Source organism: Macrococcus epidermidis (genome assembly GCF_003259695.1).
Taxonomy (GTDB): domain Bacteria; phylum Bacillota; class Bacilli; order Staphylococcales; family Staphylococcaceae; genus Macrococcoides; species Macrococcoides epidermidis.
Window position 1 is genome coordinate 29,569 of the sequence record NZ_PZJH01000009.1, and the last position, 16,782, is coordinate 46,350.

Annotated in this window: 21 protein-coding genes; 14 read left to right on the top strand and 7 right to left on the bottom strand. The window is 32.6% G+C overall.

Going from position 1 to position 16,782, the window contains the following annotated elements; genetic code table 11:
- Window positions 1-81 precede the first annotated feature (81 nt).
- Window positions 82-1,086 carry an ABC transporter ATP-binding protein gene (locus tag BHU61_RS12195; protein WP_111717239.1) on the top strand — a complete coding sequence of 335 codons (1,005 nt, stop codon included), beginning with the start codon at window positions 82-84 and terminating at the stop codon, window positions 1,084-1,086.
- A 108-nt stretch (window positions 1,087-1,194) separates the two neighbouring features.
- Window positions 1,195-1,842, top strand: a complete 648-nt coding sequence (gene isaB, locus BHU61_RS12200) for an immunodominant staphylococcal antigen IsaB family protein (RefSeq protein WP_111717241.1) — start codon at window positions 1,195-1,197, stop codon at window positions 1,840-1,842.
- Between the two features lie 115 nt (window positions 1,843-1,957).
- Here isaB and BHU61_RS12205 read toward each other — a convergent pair whose 3' ends face one another.
- From BHU61_RS12205 to BHU61_RS12225, 5 genes are all read right to left on the bottom strand, one after another.
- The gene (locus BHU61_RS12205; protein ID WP_111717242.1) at window positions 1,958-3,577 is read right to left on the bottom strand and encodes a MutS-related protein; all 1,620 of its coding nucleotides are present in this window, start codon (window positions 3,575-3,577) and stop codon (window positions 1,958-1,960) included.
- A gap of 137 nt (window positions 3,578-3,714) precedes the next feature.
- Window positions 3,715-4,164 carry a GNAT family N-acetyltransferase gene (locus BHU61_RS12210; protein ID WP_111717244.1) on the bottom strand — a complete coding sequence of 150 codons (450 nt, stop codon included), beginning with the start codon at window positions 4,162-4,164 and terminating at the stop codon, window positions 3,715-3,717.
- Window positions 4,157-4,798: a YdcF family protein gene (locus BHU61_RS12215; RefSeq protein WP_111717246.1), complete on the bottom strand. Its 642-nt coding sequence runs from the start codon at window positions 4,796-4,798 to the stop codon at window positions 4,157-4,159. The genes BHU61_RS12210 and BHU61_RS12215 overlap by 8 nt, the downstream gene beginning before the upstream one ends.
- A gap of 9 nt (window positions 4,799-4,807) precedes the next feature.
- Window positions 4,808-5,566 carry a DeoR/GlpR family DNA-binding transcription regulator gene (locus BHU61_RS12220; protein ID WP_170122555.1) on the bottom strand — a complete coding sequence of 253 codons (759 nt, stop codon included), beginning with the start codon at window positions 5,564-5,566 and terminating at the stop codon, window positions 4,808-4,810.
- 10 nt (window positions 5,567-5,576) lie between these two features.
- On the bottom strand, window positions 5,577-5,888 hold the full coding sequence (locus tag BHU61_RS12225) for an NIPSNAP family protein (RefSeq protein WP_111717250.1): 312 nt from the start codon (window positions 5,886-5,888) through the stop codon (window positions 5,577-5,579).
- An 82-nt stretch (window positions 5,889-5,970) separates the two neighbouring features.
- Here BHU61_RS12225 and BHU61_RS12230 point away from each other — a divergent pair, with 82 nt between their 5' ends.
- Window positions 5,971-6,510 carry a YdcF family protein gene (locus BHU61_RS12230; RefSeq protein ID WP_111717252.1) on the top strand — a complete coding sequence of 180 codons (540 nt, stop codon included), beginning with the start codon at window positions 5,971-5,973 and terminating at the stop codon, window positions 6,508-6,510.
- Between the two features lie 17 nt (window positions 6,511-6,527).
- On the opposite strand, the gene BHU61_RS12235 is transcribed toward BHU61_RS12230, so the two are convergent.
- Window positions 6,528-7,922 (bottom strand): L-cystine transporter, encoded by a 1,395-nt coding sequence (locus BHU61_RS12235; protein ID WP_111717254.1) that lies wholly within the window; start codon window positions 7,920-7,922, stop codon window positions 6,528-6,530.
- A 131-nt stretch (window positions 7,923-8,053) separates the two neighbouring features.
- On the opposite strand from BHU61_RS12235, the gene BHU61_RS12240 reads away from it, so the two are divergent.
- The 11 genes from BHU61_RS12240 (at window position 8,054) to BHU61_RS12290 (ending at window position 16,442) form a co-directional block, all read left to right on the top strand.
- Window positions 8,054-8,638, top strand: coding sequence for an HD domain-containing protein (locus BHU61_RS12240; RefSeq protein ID WP_111717256.1), 585 nt, complete (start codon window positions 8,054-8,056; stop codon window positions 8,636-8,638).
- The gene (locus tag BHU61_RS12245) at window positions 8,631-9,332 is read left to right on the top strand and encodes a class I SAM-dependent methyltransferase (protein ID WP_111717258.1); all 702 of its coding nucleotides are present in this window, start codon (window positions 8,631-8,633) and stop codon (window positions 9,330-9,332) included. Before BHU61_RS12240 ends, BHU61_RS12245 begins: the two co-directional genes overlap by 8 nt.
- Complete coding sequence (locus BHU61_RS12250) at window positions 9,329-9,850, top strand: hypothetical protein (RefSeq protein WP_111717259.1); 522 nt, start codon at window positions 9,329-9,331, stop codon at window positions 9,848-9,850. Before BHU61_RS12245 ends, BHU61_RS12250 begins: the two co-directional genes overlap by 4 nt.
- 155 nt (window positions 9,851-10,005) lie before the next feature.
- Window positions 10,006-10,554, top strand: a complete 549-nt coding sequence (locus BHU61_RS12255; protein WP_111717261.1) for a GNAT family N-acetyltransferase — start codon at window positions 10,006-10,008, stop codon at window positions 10,552-10,554.
- 89 nt (window positions 10,555-10,643) lie between these two features.
- Window positions 10,644-11,822, top strand: a complete 1,179-nt coding sequence (locus BHU61_RS12260) for a PAS domain-containing protein (protein WP_170122556.1) — start codon at window positions 10,644-10,646, stop codon at window positions 11,820-11,822.
- 13 nt (window positions 11,823-11,835) lie between these two features.
- Window positions 11,836-12,525, top strand: a complete 690-nt coding sequence (locus BHU61_RS12265; protein ID WP_170122557.1) for an MOSC domain-containing protein — start codon at window positions 11,836-11,838, stop codon at window positions 12,523-12,525.
- Window positions 12,526-12,536: 11 nt separating this feature from the next.
- Complete coding sequence (locus BHU61_RS12270) at window positions 12,537-13,025, top strand: kinase (RefSeq protein ID WP_242444260.1); 489 nt, start codon at window positions 12,537-12,539, stop codon at window positions 13,023-13,025.
- Between the two features lie 270 nt (window positions 13,026-13,295).
- Entirely contained in the window at window positions 13,296-14,327 is a 1,032-nt protein-coding gene (locus tag BHU61_RS12275; RefSeq protein WP_111717269.1) for a threonine aldolase family protein, read from the top strand.
- 10 nt (window positions 14,328-14,337) lie between these two features.
- Window positions 14,338-14,940, top strand: coding sequence for a class I SAM-dependent methyltransferase (locus tag BHU61_RS12280; RefSeq protein WP_111717271.1), 603 nt, complete (start codon window positions 14,338-14,340; stop codon window positions 14,938-14,940).
- Between the two features lie 134 nt (window positions 14,941-15,074).
- Window positions 15,075-15,443: a VOC family protein gene (locus BHU61_RS12285; RefSeq protein WP_111717273.1), complete on the top strand. Its 369-nt coding sequence runs from the start codon at window positions 15,075-15,077 to the stop codon at window positions 15,441-15,443.
- A gap of 138 nt (window positions 15,444-15,581) precedes the next feature.
- On the top strand, window positions 15,582-16,442 hold the full coding sequence (locus tag BHU61_RS12290) for a prephenate dehydrogenase (RefSeq protein ID WP_111717275.1): 861 nt from the start codon (window positions 15,582-15,584) through the stop codon (window positions 16,440-16,442).
- Between the two features lie 3 nt (window positions 16,443-16,445).
- Here the strand turns inward: BHU61_RS12290 and BHU61_RS12295 are convergent, their stop codons facing one another.
- Entirely contained in the window at window positions 16,446-16,772 is a 327-nt protein-coding gene (locus BHU61_RS12295) for an SdpI family protein (RefSeq protein ID WP_111717277.1), read from the bottom strand.
- Window positions 16,773-16,782: the final 10 nt, after the last annotated feature.

The following is a 16,782-nucleotide window of genomic DNA, read 5'->3' on the forward strand; positions in this document are numbered from 1 at the left end:
AACATTTATATGGATGAATTATCAATAACACATCAAAATTTGATATGCTAAAGATAAGTATAAAGAATGAGGATATCTACTATGATTGAATTTAAAAATATATCAATGCAGTTTAAAGATACAATAGCTATCGATAATTTAAATCTTATCATTAGCTCAGGTGAGTTTGTCAGTATACTTGGACCGTCAGGATGTGGTAAGAGTACTACTTTATTTATGCTTGCAGGATTACTACAACCTACAGCAGGAGAGATTATCATAGACGGTAATGATGTAACGCATTTAAAGGCTGATGCACGCAATATTGGTATGGTATTTCAGGATTATGCGCTTTATCCACATATGACTGTCTTCAATAATATTGCCTTTCCACTGAAGATGAAGCGATTATCGAAACGTGAGATAAAAGAAAAAGTAGAATATGCTGCAAAGCTAGTAGAAATTGATGCATATTTAAACCGTTTACCAAAAGAACTATCTGGTGGACAACAGCAACGTGTTGCAATAGCACGAGCTATTGTTAGAGAACCAGAAATATTATTGTTAGATGAACCTTTATCAAATTTAGATGCAAGATTAAGAGTATCGATGCGTGAGGAAATCAGAGCGATACAACAGCGTTTAAATATTACGACGTTATTTGTTACGCATGATCAGGAGGAAGCCTTGAGTATAAGTGATAAGATTGTCATGCTGAACGAAGGAAAAATGATGCAATACGATACACCATATAACATGTATCATCATCCAAAACATGTGTTTGTTGCAACTTTCATCGGACGTCCACCTATGAATATATTGAAATTAGATAAACAGCAATCAAAGCAGTTAAATCCAAATCTAAATATCGATACCGATACAATGATCGGTATTCGCCCGGAACACATTATCATCTCAGAACAAGGTTATCCTGTGATTATTAAACGTATTGAACTATTAGGGAAAGATATCGCTGTTACAGCTGAGGATGCACAACATAGGCAGATAAAATATTATACAAATACTAATCCGTTATTAGGAAATAAAGTATATTTAACAGCTGCTTTAGAAAATATTCACCTCTTTGATTCATATGGCAATCGCTAATAACGCCTCTCATACTTTAGACCTATATAGATTGGAATGAATTGACAAATAGAGGTTGTGGAAGTAGTATTAATGAGTAATGAATTTATCTAAATAGGAGAGATTACGATGACAACAAAAATGATCAATAAATTAATCGCAACTGCAGCTGTTTCTACAGTTTTATTAACAGGGGTAAATGTTGCTAAAGCAGATACAGTAACAACAACTAAAACAACAACTACAACTACTGTAGTGACAACAGTTACAAAAACTGATGAAGTAAAAAGCGGAGCAATCAAAGCAGGAACAACTACGACTACAACTAAAGCGACACCAACAAAAAGTGCTACGAAAGTAACAGAACCTTATTATAACTATAATGGTTATACTTCTCGTAACGCTGATTTCGAATTAGATAAATACTTCGTACAAGCATTAAACTACGGTAACTTTAAATTAAATAATTTATCAGTTACTAAAACACCGACTATTCAATCTAAACCGGTTAAATCTATGGTAAATGATACTGTAGTTTACAAAACTAAAGGTGTAATTACATCTATGAGTTTTCCAGTTAAAAAAGGAGTTATTAAAAAAGCTGATTTCTTAAAAGCGCATGCTGCAAATACTTTAATCAGTGACAAAACTTCAAAAAGTAAGAATTCAGTAGCAACTTTCAAAACAAAAGTTGGATCTTACTCAGCAAACTTTGATAAAGCGGGATACTTAACTTCAGTTAAAATCAATCCATCAGTTGTAACTTATACAAAATAATAATAAAGAAATAGGGAGACGAATATTCGTCTCCCTATTTCTTTATATTTTTATTTATGAACTGCAATTGAATAAAATATGAACAAACTCACGAAATTTATTCGTGAGTTTTAATTTATGTATTTAACTTTTTTAATGTGGCAAGTGTGCTTTTAGCATCTTGATAGATATGTTCAGGATAATCATATATTCGCATTAATTCAATAGCATTTGAAGTAGTGGTAATTCCTTTACGGATTGTGTAATCAAATTCAATGTCGTTATTTTCAGTTAAATGTTCTCTGAAGTAATAGAAATCGAAAGTATCTTTCAATAATTCGGTTAATTCGATGTCGTGTGTAGCTGCAAATAATGTTGTGTTTTTATTGCTATTAATATGATTAAGGATGGCAGTTGCAGAAGAAATTCTTTCTTTTGTATTAGTCCCTCTTAGAATTTCATCTATAAAGATATAAGTCATCGGGAAATCCTCGATAGCTCTTATAATACGTTTGATTGATTTTATCTCTGCAATGAAGTAACTATCACCTTTTGATAAACTGTCTTCTAAGTTCATAGATGTTAAGACATGACCAGGTTGATAACGAAATACTTCACTAGTTGTTGTGTTAATGGCTTGAGCTAGAACGATGTTGAGTGCAATCGTCTTCATAAATGTTGACTTACCAGATGCATTTGATCCAGTCAATAAAATCCCTCTATTATGCGTATAGTCATTGGCAACTGGATGTGTGAGTAGGGGATGATAAATTTCTTCAGTATGTAACGGACCGATTTCGGGTAATTTGTAATAAGGTAAGGTACGGCGATACATGCCTACACTATAGCTTGAATCATATTGACCGACAACTTGATAATATTCAGCATAAGATGCTTGATTCTTTCTTAGTATTCGCAGTGCATAGTGATAAATATGATAATCTGTCATGAAAAACATCTTCAAGGCATTAATAATTTGTAAAGCAAAATTAGTTTCGTTATTATCGTCACTTAGCATTAAATAACTCAAGAACTTAATTGAACGTATGTTAGGTGGCTTTGTGTCTAAGTGACTTTCTTTCAGGTTGAGCAGATCTGAAGCAGTATCTATTATCTTAACAGCATAAAATATATCATCATAAAGCAATTCACTTTTAGACTTAAATCTCATCGATAATGACATAACGATGCTAATTGCAAGAATTACAGTAAAAATACCAACACTTATTCCAAAATAGAAAGAAAACAAGCTTAAAAAGGGAAGTAAACTTACAATGATCATCCAGGGATTATATTGTTCGTCAGACTTGTGCCTGAAAGCGAAGCGGCTCGCATTGTTATTTGTACTGCGTCCTAAATCAGCAAGTATAAAAGATACGCTTTCTCTAAAATGCTGGTCATTTGTTATTTTTTTAATAAGTGATTCATTGACGGTATGATTTGGCATATTTCTGAGTGAAGCATACATATATTCCTCGCCAACCGTTGTGAAATTGTAATTTAATTTTGTAAACATACGATGTAAATCAAGGTCATTCCATGTGATATCATCTATATAATGCCTACTATTTATTTGTAGATAATCGAAATATTGGTGATATTTTATATGATTTCCCTTAGGTCGATTGAGCGTCTTTTGGTTATTCCAGAGTGTTTTAATGCGTTTCTTTCTTTTGATTTTATCCCAAATTGCTAAAATAATACCTATTAATAGTAAGCCGATTGAAATAAGTATATATGTTCCCCACCAAGGCATATAAAACCAACTTTCTGTAGAATTATAGTTATTTTCATAATAACAAACTCATTTATTACATTAAAGAAAAAACAGACAATATACTTTTATTTGTACATTGTCTTTATACTTCGATATTCTTTTAAATGCGGCTTTTATTAAAGTAGTTTTTTGATAAATCCTGATGATTTAACAAGATAACCATTATTTTTATAGAAGTGATGCGCAATATCTCTTTCAGAACGATTCCCACTATTAAAGGTTACAATTGGAGCATTCATTTCAATAGCTATTTCTTCAATAGCTTGAAGTAATTTGGAACCATATTTCTTTCCACGATAATCGGAGTCGATTACAAATGCAAGAATTCTTATATATGATTGGTCAAACTCAAACATATACATTTTACAAAAGCCACAAAATCCAACAACTTTATTTTCTTGAAGTAGAACAACCATATAATAATCAGGATGGTCCAATAGTTTTTCTAGACGATTTTTAATCGATTTTTCATCTGATGGATAGCCTAAATCACTGTAAAGTTTAACGAGTTGAGGAGCATCTGTAGATTTATAATTACGAATATCTAATTGATTAGTTTTATTCATTCTCTATCTCCAGCTTTAATATGTCTCCTTTATCACCGTAAAATAGAATTCTTAAATATTCACCCCATACACGTGACCTTCCTTCCTCTGAATTCATCCAATTATCTCGACTAACGATTACATCTCCATAGTATGTATCAAATGTAAATGGAATGTACCTGATATGTTTAGGTAAATGTTTCATCAGTGTACGTATTTGTCTTCCGGCAGCATGACTTTTACATACTACCAGCATATTATTCATATCATCAAAATTATATATTTCTTTAGCGTAAATGACGTTTTCTAAACTATTCGTTGATTTATTTTCTGAGAAAATGCACTGTCTTGGCACACCAGCATCTAATAGATGTTGGGTTATTATCTCTGATTCAGTTGCATCTTCATAGTTCCAATCTGAATGGGGGATTCCGGTTAAACTTTTTCCACCAGTTACAATGATTTTTTGGATATAGCCTTTTTTATAAGCTTCAATTGATTTTTCCCAATGTCCTGGATGAGTTCCTGAAAACAAGAAAAGAATATCACTTTTTTCAGGACTTACTTTTTCACCGAAAGTAACGTATGTAAGAAATTCTATTTCTTCATTTGATAGAGTTGGTACCTCTGGCGTTTTAGGTATAATAGGTTTCATATTTATCCCTCACTTTGCGATAATTAATTCTAAATTTGTAGTTATCATTGAAAGATCCTTTTGTTTAGCTTTTGAATCGGTAATAATTATGTCTATTGATTCTACATTTGCAATTTTACTAAATAATGTTCTATTCATTTTACTATGTGGTACGAGAGCAATTTTTCTTGTACTATTTTTAATAATATTTTGATTGAAAAGTGCAACATCTGTTGAAGTAGTGGAAAGAACATCGCCATTAAAACCACCACATGTAATGAAACAAATATCAAAATGGAAAAGTTGTATCATGTTAAGCGCTATTGTATCAGTCATATTTCCAGATTCTTTTACAGTACCGCCAATTAAAATTAAATGAATATTGTCCATTGATTTGATTTTTTCTGCGATAACTGATGAATTTGTAACAACTGTATATTGGATATGATTAGGTAAATAATCTGTCATAGCATAATGAACTGAACTTCCGCTTATGAAGATTGTTTCTTTTTCTTTTATAAATTGTACTGCAGATTTAGCAATAGAATATGTTTCATTATCGATGTTTGAGTAACGATCATTTGGTGGAGGAGGATAGATTAAAGATTGTTGCTTTAAAATAGCACCACCATGTGTTCTCTGTAACAAACCTCTATTCTCAAGTGTGATGAAATCTCTACGAATTGAATCGATAGATACGTTGAGTATATTAGCTAATTCTTTAGTTGTCATACGTTTATTTGCTTCTAACAAAGTAATAATTTTTTTGTGTCTTTCTTCTGTAAACATAAACTCTCCTTCATAAGAACATATTGGTATCATTCCAAAATGATTGTTTTGTACTGATATAAAGTGGGGGGATTGATTTTTTGAATTGTTCAGCCTTATGATGTAATTCAGTTTGTACTATTTTTTGTTCAATGGCATAATAATGATTAATATTTTTATACTCCCAAATTGCAATAATTTTAGTTTTTTCTTCGTTTATAAATCGACCGATTAATTTAGCACCATAATATTGTTGGTTTGGAAGTAAATAATGATAAAATAGATAATTAAAATCAGAAAACCTATTGGGATGAATGTCGTATTCTCTAATGCGATATATCATATTAACCTCCTATATTAAGTATATACATATTTCTGATTTGTGCAAATATAAATTCTGATTTATGCAAATTTAAGGAGGGAATATGAATATTCATAATATAACAAATACGATATTTATTGAAGATAAATTGAAGAAATCTGACGTATTACTAATTCCGGGTAGTTCAGAACTTGGTTTAGCAGAAAAGGCGTGCCAACTATATCTTCAGAAATATGCGAATATGATTGTCGTGAGTGGTGGTTTTAATAAAAAATTATCTATAGAAGATAATGAAGCCAGTTATTTAAAAAGATATATGATTAAGAAGGGAATACCTGAACATAAAATTATAGTGGATACATTTGCTTCAAATACGCAAGAAAATGCAGAAAACAGCAAAATAATATGTGAAGAATTAGACGATATTAATTCAGCTATCATCGTTTGTAAAAATTATCATGCCGGCAGAGTTAAGAAAACATATGAGAAATATTTCATTAGTGGATGTGACCTGATGATTTGTCCTGTGATTGATTCCAGGAATGTGAATAAAAAAGATTGGTGGAAAAGAACTGAATCGAAGAAAATAGTTTTATCTGAATTTGAAAAATTAAATAAATATTTTAAAACCCACGAATCTTAACTCGTGGGTTTTAAAAGTTAAACTTCTGTATTTTCAACTACAGCGTGTTTATCATTAAATATATTTTTATTGAAGTTTCCTAAGAATTTAGAAGTTAATGTTCCTGAAAGCATACTACCATTTACATTAAGCGCAGTACGTCCCATATCAATTAATGGTTCAACTGTGATTAATACCCCTGCAAGTGCAATTGGTAATCCCATCGATGATAGAACGATGATAGCAGCAAATGTTGCACCACCACCAACACCGGCTACACCGAATGAACTGATCGCTGTGATAATCGCTAATTGAACGATAAATTCAGGTGAAAGTGGATTAATACCAGCAGTTGGTGCAATCATTACTGCAAGCATTGCAGGATAGATACCGGCACAACCGTTTTGACCCATCGTCGCACCAAATGATGCTGACATATTTGCTGTTGCATCATCTACACCTAAAGCGTTTTTTTGTGCTGCGATATTTAAAGGAATTGTTCCAGCACTAGAACGAGATGTGAAAGCAAATGCTAATGTTGGGAAAACCTTTTTTAAATATTGAATTGGATTTAAACCAGTTAATGTAATGATAAGTAAATGAATGATGAACATTGTTCCTAAAGCAACATAAGATGCTAATACGAATTTACCCAGTTCGACTATACCCGTGAAGTTTGTACTTGCGATCATATTTGCCATTAATGCAAGTACCCCGTAAGGTGTTAAGCGTAAGATGATTGTCACAAGTCGCATTACAACAGCAAATACAGCATCAACCATGTTTGTAAACATAGCAGCATGTTCCGGTTGTTTTCTTCGAACCCCAAGTACTGCAATGCCAACTAAGAATGAGAAGATAACGACAGCGATTGTTGAAGTAGGTCTTGCACCTGTCATATCCATAAATATATTGCTCGGAATAAAATTGACGATACGTTGTGGCATTGTCTTTTGTTCCATCGTATCGTAACGTTCTCGAATTTCAGTACCACGTGTCTTTTCGTCTTGACCAATGCTAATATCTTCTGCGTTTAAATCAAATAATAACGCTGATGCGATACCGATTGTTGCGGCAATTAAAGTTGTAGTAATCAATATTCCGATTACCCAGCTGGCCATCTTACCAAGTTGATCCGTAGTATTTAAATTAATGATAGAACGGATGATAGATACCATTACAAGTGGCACAACAATTAACATTAATAGCTGAACGTAACCACTACCGACAATACTGTACCAATCTAGCGTACCTAAAGTTACTTTAGAATCAGTGCCATAAGCGAATTGAAGTCCGACCCCTAATAAAATCCCTAAAATCATACCTGTGAAGACACGTTTAGAGAAAGAAATATGTTTTTTGTTCATGAATGTAAGTATTCCTATGAGAATACTAAGAATTAAGACGTTTAAAAAAATAAACCCGTTATCCATTGGTTTATACCTCCATAAATAGTGAATTTAATTGAACTTTAGGATAACATTGACTGTAATGATAAAACAATAGCATTCGTAAAAATTACGTAATTAGACAAAATTAAATTTCTTAAAGTAGGTGTAAAGGCATGAATGAAATCCATAAGGTATATGCTTTTGCTCGTGAAATCGAGCAGTTAAAAACGATTCAAAGAAAAAGTGATACGTTAGATGGAAGATATGAAAATAGTGCTGAACATTCATGGCAGGCAGCACTTGTTGCGATGCAGTTTGAACAGTTCTATCCTGAACAAGTAGACATTAATCAGGTGATCAAGATGCTATTGGTTCATGATTTAGGTGAAATCTATGCAGGAGATACATGGGTATTTGATGACCAGGCGAAAAGTGACTCGTTTGATAGAGAACTTGAATCTCTGAAGAAAGTAGTTTCAATGTTAGATGAAGATGATCAGAAGCGTGTAATAGATCTATGGACTAATTTTGAGCGTGGTGATAATCATGACGCAAAGTTTGCGAGAGTGATTGATGCATTAATTGCTTTGATTAATCTGTATGAAGTAAGTGAAGAGAATTACAATCCATATAATCTGACTAAATCACAGGTGACAAATAAAAAGATATTTATTAAGAATGATGCGCCAGCAATCTGGGAACTCGCTGAAGAAATTATTGAGAAGTGTGTTCGGAAAGGATTGTTGAGGGATGCGTGAGTTCGATGCGATACGTTCTGCAGAAATTGAATACCATGATGCTTTTTATAAATCTACGAAATTATATGAACCTGGTAGTTGGATAGGAAAGCCAGTCGCAAACGTAATGGAAGCATTTGAAATGATAGACATCTCAAAACCGCTAAAGATTTTGGATTTAGGTAGTGGTGTTGGTAGGAACGCGATCGCCATTGCACAGATGTCGATAGATGGCACAGTTATAGATTGTGTTGATTTACTGCCATCAGCAATTGAAATACTTAATGACAATGCTAAAGCGTATCATGTTAAAGATAAAATTAATGGAATTGTATCTACTATTGAAGATTATCAAATCAATAAAGAATATGATTTCATCATTGGTGTTTCAACACTTGAACATGTCAATGATGAAGCGGCGTTTAAAAAAATATTAAAAAATATAAAAAATCATCTCGTAATCAATGGTGTTGCCTGTTTAATTATTAATTCTGAAGTTCAAGAAAAAGATATCGAAACAGGAGAATTATTAGTACCGCAGTTTGAAGTGAATATGCTGACAAAGGATATGCAGAAATTAGTTCATGATATTTTTGTGGGATTTGAATTTGTTAAAGAAGAAATAAAATTATTGAATTACAGAATTAATCGTGCAGGCAAGGATGTTAATTTAAGTACGAATGCAGTGACATTTATTATTAGGAGGACGATATGATAATAGAAGGTAAAGAAATTCATTTCGGTATAGACAAACCGGTTCCTTATTTCCAGGTAAGCGATGAATACAGAGTTCGATTTGGTTATGAAATGATGAAGGGAAGTTTAATAAAGCAAATACTTACGGACACATATTCTGATGATAATTTTGATATGGAGTTTTTATTGAGGGTAATTAAAGGTCATTATATTCAAAATGAAAAAACGAATTTAGGTCGTTATTTCAAGATTACAAATTGGAAAGAAGTATTTCATAAAGGTGCTGAAGAGGTTGATTACATCAATGTAATTGTAAAAGGTATTGAGCTCAAACCATTGATAAAATATATAACGAAAGTCATTTGTGGGAATGAAAGAGAGTCATTTATTATATTTTATAAATCAGATAAAATCATTTATGTAAGTAATGATGTAATCGATATTGTCAGTCATGATACGAAGTTTATTGAAGTAATGAAGAAAAAATATGAAGGTATTTATGACACGTATTGGGTAGGTAGACCTAACGACGAATAAAATACTGGCAATGAACACATATAAATCGCGTTTATAAACATTTATAACCAAATTTAAGTCATTCCATAAGGGATGACTTTTTATTGACGTTTTTACAGATTTCCCATAAGCTAATAAAAATCGAAAAATTTAGATAATAAGAAAAGAGGACAGACATGAACAGACTATCTATTAAAATTGATGAGCGTATTGAACTGGTACAAGCAGAAATATTTCATGGGGAAAATTTGTATAATGTGATTGATCAAAATAGAGAGCACCTAAGAACATTTTTGACTTTTATAGATATCATCACTGAACCGGCACATGAGACTGCATTTATTAAAAAGATGATGAATGAGTTTGCGCAAGGGACGGGACGTTTATTTTTGATATTTGTTGATGGAGAGTTATCTGGCACGCTAGATTTACATGCGATTAATCAGGGATTTAAGAAGGCGGAAATCGGTTACTGGTTGAAAGAAGATTTAAATGGTCAAGGGATTATGACGAAATCAGTAATTGCTTTATGTGATTTTGCATTCAATCAAATGGGTTTGAACAAACTATCGATCAGTGCTGATGTTGACAATATTGGTAGTAATAAAGTTGCAGAGAAATCTGGATTTGAGTTTGTTGGTATGGATAAACAGGATGTTTTATTATACGGTGAATTTAGAAACATGAATCGTTATGCTTTATTGAAGGAAGATTTTAAGCGATAGACTGACGATTTTGTGAATGTTTGTGAGAAAGGTCCCAGCATTACTTTGTAAGGTGTATATTAAATGTATCTTATATAATGAGGTGTACTATGATAAATTTCGAACTTACTAATGAAATAAAATCAATACTGACAAATATTCAAAGTAATAAGGAAGATCATTCAGTTGCTAACTTAGAAAAATATTCGTTGGTTGATTTCTTAATCGCTGTTATACAAATACATTATACGGAAGGTATTTCTTCAATAGAAGAAATTCATAAATTGATTGATATGTATAATTGTCATATGAACGAAATGATACAGGAAGTATATATTTCACTTGACGATGATCATCCGTTAAATATTATGAAAAGAGAAAATGATACATTCATTACTGTTTTAGAACGTATGGAAAAGAAATTGACGATTGTAGCATCTAAAAAAGACAGTTCAATGCTTGAAGAAGATTTAAAAATAATAGGTGCATTATATGCACATTATAACCGTAAAGAAAAATTGATATTTCCGATATTAGAACGAAAACAAGTTTATACATTACCAAGAAAGATTTGGGCACTTGATGATGATAATCGCGCTACTTATCATCAATTCAAAAACCGTCTAAAACGAATTGATGAAATTGAGTTTAAGCATATTAGAAAATCGTTTGATACGTTAAATAAAGGTATGAAGCAAATGATATTGCATGAGGAAGACATTCTTATTCCTTTAATTCAGGAATTATTTACAGCACAGGAATATGAAGTTATCGCCAATGAAAGTAAAGCATTTGGTTATGCAGTAGATGTTAAATCAGTATGGTCTGATAAAGATAAAGTATATCCAACAAAAGAAAAGAAAAGTGAAGATAAAAATCAAAACATTAAAATAGGTGGCGGTTACTTAACCTTGAAAGAAGCGGAATTAATACTTAATAATATTCCGTTAGAACTGACATTTGTTGATAAGAATGGATTATTTAAATACTTTAATGAAATTACTGAATCTGTGGATATGATGTTTATTCGCACACCGATTTCTATTGGTAGAAGTGTAGCGAATTGTCATCCACCGAAGAGTTTGAAGAAGATGATGCAAGTTATGCGTAAACTTAAAAATAGAGAGCAGGAAACTGTGACAATGTGGTTTAAGAAAGGTGAAGAATATATTTATGTAACATACAAAGGCGTCTTTGATGAAAAAGGTGAGTATCAAGGAATTCTTGAATACGTTCAGGATATTCAGCCGTTCCTGGATTTGCCGAGTGTCGTTAAACGTGATATTTAAAAGGGGTGTTAGTATGCATGTTGAAATGATGTTTATCGGAAAACCAAAACAACTAGGTAGTGAAGAAGCTTCAGATAAATTAAATCAGTCATGGATTTCAGCTATCAATCGAGATGCCGTTTCACGTGGAAACTTGACCGAACATGGCTTTGAAGATGATGAGGTTGCGGATAAAAAGCATCATGGTGGTGTAGACAAAGCTGTATTTTGCTATGCAATCGAACATTATCCGTTATGGCGAAATGAATTGAATAAAGATATACAACCAGGTGGTTTTGGTGAAAATCTCAGTGTTACACATATGAATGAACAAACAGTATGTCTAGGTGATATCTATCAAATTGGTAATGCACTTCTTCAAGTTACGCAACCACGTAAACCATGCTGGAAGCCGGCAAGAAAATATCGAGAAATAGAATTATCTAAGATCACTGAAGAAAATGGTAGAACTGGTTGGTACTTAAAAGTGCTTTGTCCTGGAGTAGTGAGTGTAAATAATAAAATTGAGTTAATGGAAAGATCAAATCCAGAGTGGACCATTGCAAAGTGTAACGAAGTGATGCATTTTTCTGCTGATTTAAGTCTAGTGAAGGAATTATCTGAAGTTGAAGTTTTGGCTGACTCATGGAAAGTCAGTTTAAAGAAAAAACTATCAGGAGAAATTGAAGACAAGACACATAGATTATATGGACCGAATATTTAGTGGGTGATATGATGGGAAAATTTATTATTTTAAGAGGTAATTCAGGAAGCGGTAAAACCTCAACTGCTAAATTACTGCAAGAAGCTCTAGGTGAAGGGACGATTCTTATTTCTCAGGATTTATTGAGAAGAGAAATGTTACGTGTTAAAGATAAGGTTGGTAATATTTCGACTGAATTGATGAGAACAATGATTGAATTTGGTATGGAACAATGTAAATATGTTGTAGTAGAAGGAATATTAACACGTCGTAAACATGGAGATATGTTGATAGAGATGGTTAATAAATATAATGATGCATCTTACGTTTATTACTTTGATATTCCATTTGAAGAGACTTTGCGTCGCCATCAATATAAACAAAATGTTGAATTTGGTGAAGATGAAATGCGTCAATGGTTCCTGGACAAAGATTATTTAGGAGTAGAAGGAGAATTTATTATTACGGAAGAATTGTCTCAAAAAGATATAATTGAGATGATAAAAGAGCTAGTGATGTAAGAAGCAGATTATAGCGGGATTTGAAGAAAATAATTAAAGATTTCGCTAAAATTATGGAATAATAGCGGAATCTGCTCGAAGAAACTAAAGATACCGCTAAAACGTGTGAGTAACAGCGGTATCGAGCTATAAAAGATTAAGATACCGCTAAAACGTGTGAGTAACAGCGGTATCGAGCTATAAAAGATTAAGATACCGCTAAGACTAATGAATTATAGCGGTATGAGAAAATCTACAAGTAAGATACCGCTAAAACTAAGGAGAGATAACATGATTCGATTTGATAATGATTATTCAACTGGTGGACACCCGTTAATTCTAGAACGTTTAGTAGAAACAAATGATGAACAGCACCCGGGATATGGCGTTGATGACCACTGCACGCGCGCAGCAGAATTAATAAAAGAACATTGTAGTGGAGATGTTGATGTTCACTTCTTAGTTGGTGGTACACAAACTAACAAGACAGTGATTGCATCAATGCTACGTCCCCATCAGGCAGTCATTGCAGCCGATTCAGGGCATATCGCAGTTCACGAAACAGGTGCAATCGAAGCAACGGGTCATAAAGTGATTACAATTCCAGGTATCGATGGGAAGTTACGTCTGGAAGATGTAGAAAATTATGTTGAAGATTATTGGAATGATGTGACATTCGAACATATTCCGCAACCGAAAATGGTCTATATCTCACAACCAACTGAATTTGGAACATTATATTCTAAGCAGGAGTTAACGGATTTATATGATTTCTGTAAACAAAAAAATATGTACTTAATGGTTGATGGAGCACGTTTAGGTTATGCATTAGCGGCTAAGGAAAATGATGTAACGATTAAAGATCTTTCTGAACTCAGTGATGTATTCTATATCGGTGGCACTAAAGTAGGCGCACTATTTGGAGAAGCAGTAGTGTTTACTAATGATGCATTAAAATCTGATTTTAGATATTTCATTAAACAAAACGGTGGAATGCTTGCAAAAGGTAGATTGCTCGGTATTCAATATGAGGTACTCTTTGAAGACAACTTGTATGAAGCAATTTCAAAACATGCCGTTGAACTTGCCGATAAATTGACGAAGGCATTTGAAGAAAAGGGTATACAAATGAAATATCCATCACCTACGAATCAAAGATTTCCAATATTAACGAAAGCGCAGATTGAAACACTTCGTGAGAAATATACATTTGCTGATTGGGAGAAAATTGATAACAATTTGTTTGCAGTACGCTTCTGTACGAGCTGGTCAACAAAGCGTGAAGATGTGGATACATTAATTCAAGATATTAAAGCACTTTAAGGAGGAACTTATGAATCATTGGGATGATAAGTTTAAAGATGACACATATCTATATGGTGAGGAAGCGAATCAATTTGTTAAAGAACAATTTCAAGATAAAGGTAAAGGATCAATTGCATGTTTTGCTGAAGGTGAAGGGCGTAACTCAGTATATTTAGCGCAATTAGGATATGATGTTGCTACATTTGATTATTCTAAGGAAGGTTTAAAGAAGACAGAAAAATTAGCAGAGAAGTTTAATGTACATGTGGAAACTAACTTAAAGGATCTTACAGTTGAAGAAGCAGTAGATAAAGCACAGTTTGACAATGCTGTAATGATCTTTGGTCACGTTGAAGAAGATAAACAACAAGTGTTATTTAATAATATGATTCAGTCCGTTAAAGCTGAAGGGAAAATATACTTTGAATTATACGCAAAAGCTCAGGTTGATTATGGCACAGGTGGACCAAAAGATACTTCTATGTTGTATGATTTAGGGGACGTTAAAAAGTATTGTGAATCTAACGATGTTAATATTATTGAACTTGCTGAAAGAGAAGTTGTACGACACGAAGGTGATAAACATAATGGAAAATGTCGTGTTATTCAAGGTATCATGGTAAAAAAGTAAAATTTACGAAAAAACTTCGCTCATTAGGGCGATGTTTTTTTAGATTTTCTTATTATATATAATAATATATTTGTATTATTACTTTTTTATCTAGCTGATATTATTTAGTTATAAATCAGTTGGAGGTAATTCAAATGGATAATTATATTGGTTTAAATCATGTACAAGTTTCTGGGCCAAAAGGTAAGGATAAAATAGCTATTGAATTTTATGAAGGGGTACTTGGATTTAAGCAAATTGCAAAGCCTGAATCATTAAAAGCTAGAGGTGGCGCATGGTTTGAAATCGGTAATAATCAACAACTACATTATGGTGTTGAAGATGAATTTACTGCTGCCAAAAAAGCGCATCCAGCATTTGAAGTAAAAAGTTTAGAGACATTGAAGAACATCTTAAAAAATAAAAATTATGATTATAAAATAGATGATTTATTACCACATGCCGATAGAATATTTGTTAACGATCCATTTGGTAATAGATTAGAATTTATGGAATTAAAATAAATATTAAATTTAAAAGAATATACTAATAAGCAATTTGTAATTAAGTAAGCATCTCTTCAGAGGTGCTTTTATTTATCTTTTGCTTTATATGATATTTACTGCTACGATTTTAATCATTAAAACAATCGGGGTGTATTTATGAACATTGCAATTATTGGTTTAGGTGTAATCGGTGGGACATTTGCTAAAGCAATTCGTGCAAGTTATGGACAAAAGCATCGTATAATGGCGATCGATGTGAATCAGGAAACGTTAAATATGGCGATTGCTGATGGGGTCATAGATGTTGGTGAAACGAGTAATCAATCTATCCTGAGTGAAGCTGATCTGGTTATATTTGCGATTTATCCTAACATGATAAAAGATTTTATTGTACAGCATCGAAATGATTTTAAAGATGGCGCAACGTTAACAGATACTGCTGGCGTAAAGTCTGTGGTAATGAAAGATGTGGAAGAAATACTACCTCATAATGTTTCTTTTATTTTCGGTCATCCAATGGCGGGCCGAGAAAAGAAAGGATATGCATACGCAGATGCTAGTGTATTTCAAGACGCAAACTATGTCATCACGAAGTCAGATTTGAATTCAAATCAAGAGTTAGAAGCATTTAAACAATTTTTATATCCACTCGGTTTTAAACGTATCACAGTTACAGATGCTGTGATGCATGATGAGATGATTGCACATACGAGTCAGTTAACGCATGCAATTGCCGTGTCGTTAATCAACAGTGATGATAGATTGGATGAAACGATAAAATTTATCGGTGATAGTTATCGTGATCTTACGCGTATTGCTAATATGAATGAATCTCTTTGGCCGGAATTATTTAGCCATAATAAAGAAGCTTTACTGGATAATATGGAGCGTTTTGAAGATGCATTTACTACTTTGAAAGAAGCGGTTAAAAATGATGACTTGAAGGTGATGGAGAGCATTTTCAAAGCATCAAGTCATCGCAGAATTCGCTTGGAACAAAGTGATATGAAGAAGTGAATATCATAACTTTTTTAGTCTATTTTCAGTTTTGACGTAAACGATAATAACTGTAATCAGTAATAAAATAATAGATGCAATTGAACTTTGCTCTTCATAGCCTATAGTTATTTCAATCAAGAGTTGAACAATGCCGATGATGAGTAAGATTGGGCACAGTTTTTGGATAAGTTTTGTAGAATATTCCTGCGCCAATTGCCAATGTCTTTCACTTTGTAGAGACCTTGGTGTACGGTAGCCGGCAAAGTAGTTTGGTTTATCGGTAAGGATTGTTTTATAGAGAAGCGTGTCAATAATATATAATGCGATAGCCATAATAATTGTAATCATATTAGCACCT